Genomic DNA, 2707 nt, shown 5'->3' on the forward strand with positions numbered 1-2707 from the left:
ATGGCCACCGGCACCAAGCCAGAAACCGTCCGCATTTCCACCGCAGCCGCCTGAAACGGAGCCGCTTCAGTTACACCCCAATTTCCACCACGTTGACGGACACGACCCCACAGCCACCGCACCGCACCAGACCGGAGAACATATGCTTCGGCCTTCTGCGCTTATGCAGCCGGGTTCCACCGTAGAGCTTCTTGCGTACTTGGACGGCGTTCCATAGCTCGTCGCTGACGATGCGCAGGTGAGGCGCTTCCACCACCTGCCACTGTTCGGACGGGTTCGGGCGGGAGATGCGCTTGCCGGTCTCCGGGTCCTTGACCATCTGAACGCGATTGAAGACCAAGAGCCCGATATAGGCCTCGTTATAGAGTATGCCGCTGCGACGTTTGAGGTTGCCGTTGATCGTGGAGGCTCCCCATTCTCGGCCGAAGGGAGAGGGAATGCCGTCGCGGTTAAGGCCAGCGGCGATGGTCCGGGCGGAACGCCCCGAGGCAAATTCCTGGAAGATGCGCTGGATGATACCAGCCTGTTCTTCGTCCACTTCACGGAGGCCTCGGATCGGCTCCCCTCGCTCGTCGAGCTTCTTGACCACACGATATCCGTAGGACAGGCCCCCGGCGGAATATCCGCTGATGACGCGACCGGACTGGCCACGCCTGATTTTGGCAGCCAGATCACGAAGGAAGAGAGCGTTCATCGTGCCTTTTAGGCCAATATGCAGTTCGTCCACCGTTCCTTCTGACAGGGTAACGATGCGAATACCGGCGAAGCGAAGCCGCTTGAACAGTGCCGCAATGTCTTCCTGGTCACGGGACAGCCTATCAAGGGCTTCGGCCAGAACCACGTCGAAGCGCGCATCCTGAGCATCCGTGAGAAGCGTCTTTATCCCCGGTCGAAGGATCATGCTGGCACCGGAGATTGCGGCGTCGGTATAGCACTCCACGATCTGCCAGCCTTCACGCTCCGCACGTTCACGACACAGTCGCAGTTGATCCTCTATCGAGGCTGCCCGCTGATTGTCGGAGGAATAGCGGGCGTAAAGGGCAGCGCGGGTCATCGCGGTCTCCGTTCAGTCAGTCCTTGATGGCATCCTCCGGCGCCGGCGGCACATCCGGTGCACGGTCAAGAAGCCTCGTCAGATCACCGCGTTTTGCCGTGCTGGCACGCGCTTTCAGGAAATCATCAGCCGTTTCCACGGCACCGATCTTCTGCGCCACGGCTGAGATAATCCACTGATTGAGCGACACGCCGTCCTCCATGGCAAGACGCACCGCCGTTTCTTTGAGCGATTGCGGCAATTGCAGCGGGTATTTGTAGCGTTGGGTCTGTGTCATGTGTTCAGTCTCCTGACGATCTCTCCCGGTGTCGCAATGGTCACGCCCAGCTTGAGCGCCGGGCGGAAATCCCTGACGTTATGCGTAACGATGGCCTCGGCCTCTCCGTTCAGGGCAGCCTCAAGCACCATCTCATCCGCGGCATCGGCCAGCATGGGGCGCGTCCGAAACGAGATGTCGACGCCCGCGGACACGGTCGCGAGTGCGCTCATGACCGCCGCGACATCCTCCAGGCTTTGGCCCGTCGCCGTCCGGGTTTCCTCCCGGCTCAGCACCGCCTCATATTCCAGAAACAGCGCCGTGGAACAAAGCGGCGTCACCATGCCCCGGTCAACGAACCGCAACAGCAGGTTGCTTGCTCCGTTGCGGCTGCGGAACGCTGCCACGATCACGTTGGTGTCCAGAACCAGCCTCATGGAAGGTAATTTATAGACATCCCATAAGATGTCAATTTTGCGCTCGCCACATCCGGTCATGCTATCCCGCAGCAACACGGGGCATAGCGTCATCCGTCATCGTCGCCTGCTTCGGGTGGCCTGTTGTCATTGGCTGCGCGCATGGCTTTCTCGTGATCTTCCCGCGCGATCTGACGTCCGACCAGTCGAGCGATGGACAGCACCACCACGTCAAGCCGCTCGGACGCGTCCGCATTGTCCCCGGTCTCCTGTCCATCGGGCGGGCGGTTGTCATTGGCAGGTTTCCATCTGCCTGTGCACTTGTCGTCATTGGCCATCACCGGCCTCTTCCTCCGGCCTCCACGATACGGGATCTTCGATCCAGCGATTGATGTCGGATTCTCGCCATCCGGCGCCGTTGATGCTGATCCTGAGCTGCACGGGGAACGTCCCTTCGGCGATCTTTCGATAGATGGTGGAGCGGGACAGGCCCGTCCGGGCGAGGACGGTATTCAGGCGGACGATACGGTCTGGTGCGAGCATGGATGCGATGCCTCCGGCTGGCGGTTTCTGACGGCTCTTTGTCCAGTCAGGACAGGCCCTTGCCGGGGCGCAAGAGGGTTCGGGGAATCGTCGCGGCGCCGGATGGAAACGGCGGCGCATAGGACGGTTCTCATATCCCGATCCCCCTTCCTCTCCCGAGATCGAGACCGTGAGAAAGGGCGAGGGCTGCACCGAGTCGGCGGCCAGCCTCCATGTCGATGCCGAGGGCTGCCTTGCGGTTGGCGAGCAGAGATTCCATCTGCGGATCGCGTTCGAGGCTCTTGGCCATGTCGCCCATTACCGACCGGGTGGCCTTGTAGCCGGACATATCGCCCGCCTGGTATTGGCGCTGACTGGTGCGGTCGAGCTTCTGCCAGCGCTCGACAAAGCGGTCGGCGCGACGGCTGGGATCGATGCGGATTTCGGTTTCAAGCTGGA

5 protein-coding genes and 1 pseudogene are annotated in these 2707 nt (G+C 61.4%); all 6 read right to left on the reverse strand.

Annotation, left to right across the window (positions count from 1 at the left end; genetic code table 11):
• Nucleotides 1–70: 70 nt before the first annotated feature.
• Nucleotides 71–1054 (reverse strand): recombinase family protein, encoded by a 984-nt coding sequence (locus VSX60_RS22145; protein ID WP_327626398.1) that lies wholly within the window; start codon nt 1052–1054, stop codon nt 71–73.
• 16 nt (nt 1055–1070) lie between these two features.
• Nucleotides 1071–1331, reverse strand: coding sequence for a pilus assembly protein HicB (locus tag VSX60_RS22150; RefSeq protein WP_206455259.1), 261 nt, complete (start codon nt 1329–1331; stop codon nt 1071–1073).
• Nucleotides 1328–1807, reverse strand: a complete 480-nt coding sequence (locus VSX60_RS22155; protein ID WP_327626399.1) for a putative toxin-antitoxin system toxin component, PIN family — start codon at nt 1805–1807, stop codon at nt 1328–1330. The genes VSX60_RS22150 and VSX60_RS22155 overlap by 4 nt, the downstream gene beginning before the upstream one ends.
• Before the next feature lie 29 nt (nt 1808–1836).
• A complete protein-coding gene (locus VSX60_RS22160) occupies nt 1837–2064 on the reverse strand; it encodes a hypothetical protein (RefSeq protein ID WP_327626400.1) in 228 nt (75 codons plus the stop codon).
• A complete protein-coding gene (locus tag VSX60_RS22165; protein WP_327626401.1) occupies nt 2054–2269 on the reverse strand; it encodes a helix-turn-helix transcriptional regulator in 216 nt (71 codons plus the stop codon). Before VSX60_RS22165 ends, VSX60_RS22160 begins: the two co-directional genes overlap by 11 nt.
• Before the next feature lie 130 nt (nt 2270–2399).
• Nucleotides 2400–2707: pseudogene (locus tag VSX60_RS22170) on the reverse strand (Ti-type conjugative transfer relaxase TraA); the annotation flags it as partial.

It is taken from the genome of Aurantimonas sp. A3-2-R12 (assembly GCF_036016755.1).
Lineage (GTDB): Bacteria > Pseudomonadota > Alphaproteobacteria > Rhizobiales > Rhizobiaceae > Aurantimonas > Aurantimonas coralicida_A.

Bases quoted from the DNA above. Each gene is read 5' to 3' on its own strand.
- VSX60_RS22145 (WP_327626398.1), bottom strand. From the start codon at position 1,054: ATGACCCGCGCTGCCCTTTACGCCCGCTATTCCTCCGACAATCAGCGG.
- VSX60_RS22150 (WP_206455259.1), bottom strand. From the start codon at position 1,331: ATGACACAGACCCAACGCTACAAATACCCGCTGCAATTGCCGCAATCG.
- VSX60_RS22155 (WP_327626399.1), bottom strand. From the start codon at position 1,807: ATGACCGGATGTGGCGAGCGCAAAATTGACATCTTATGGGATGTCTAT.
- VSX60_RS22160 (WP_327626400.1), bottom strand. From the start codon at position 2,064: ATGGCCAATGACGACAAGTGCACAGGCAGATGGAAACCTGCCAATGAC.
- VSX60_RS22165 (WP_327626401.1), bottom strand. From the start codon at position 2,269: ATGCTCGCACCAGACCGTATCGTCCGCCTGAATACCGTCCTCGCCCGG.